Consider the following 888-nt stretch of genomic DNA (forward strand, 5'->3'; position numbering starts at 1 on the left):
CTCTACTTCTGCAGTTCAAAAATAGAACTTTAGAAGTATAAAAATTGATAAAACCGCAGTCTAGCACTGCTGTTGCTCTTTAAAAATACAATTTTGATTAAGATTTAGCAGAAATGTTAAGCTAAGTAGAGGCTAGTTGTATAGATAATATATTGTTATAAATCAATATGTTAGGTGCAAAATATGTTATAATATCCATCGCCTAAAACATCAATTAAAACAGGAATTTTGCACCATGAATATGATACCTCAAACTGTAGCTTCAAACAATTGCCTAACAAGCTTTCAATCTGTATCGCAACGTCTTGGTGTATTCAAGCATCTAAAAAGCTGTGGCTTTAAAAAGCGTAACGGTGCTTCTGTTGATGATATTATCTCAACCGTCTTGTACTCAAAGCTAAAAGGTCATGAGAACTTATACAGATACTACGATCAAACAAGAGAAACTCCTACTTGTTCAGATCATGCGATTTATCGCTTTTTAAAAAGAGATTCTCTCAATTGGGAGAAACATCTCATGCGTTGCTCAAAGGAAGCTATTGAGCTTATAGAGCCTCTTACAGGTAGCGATAGAATTAAGTGTTTTGTACTTGATGATTCAATGCTAGAAAGACCAAAGGCTTATAAAACAGAGCTTGCTGGAAGATTGTTTGATCATGTATTTGCAAGACAAGTAATAGGCTTTGCTGACTTACAAATAGGTTGGACTGATGGTAATTCCTTTATTCCAGTATCAGCAACCTTAGTAACCTCAGGTAAAGATGAACTAATCGTTTCAAATCATGTTAAGACCGTTGATAAACGTACTTGTGCTCATAGAATTAGAGAGCAAGCTAGAACCAAGAAGAACGACTTAGTGGTTGATATTATCAAACGTGCTTTAAACAT

The 888-nt window shown here is 34.6% G+C and carries 1 protein-coding gene; it reads left to right on the forward strand.

Annotated features, from left to right (window positions below):
• Nucleotides 1-235 precede the first annotated feature (235 nt).
• Nucleotides 236-888 (forward strand): transposase (locus tag J5V48_RS09735; protein ID WP_219938449.1); only part of this gene is annotated, 653 nt, incomplete at its 3' end.

The organism is Succinivibrio faecicola, assembly GCF_019448115.1.
In the GTDB taxonomy this organism is placed as follows: domain Bacteria; phylum Pseudomonadota; class Gammaproteobacteria; order Enterobacterales; family Succinivibrionaceae; genus Succinivibrio; species Succinivibrio faecicola.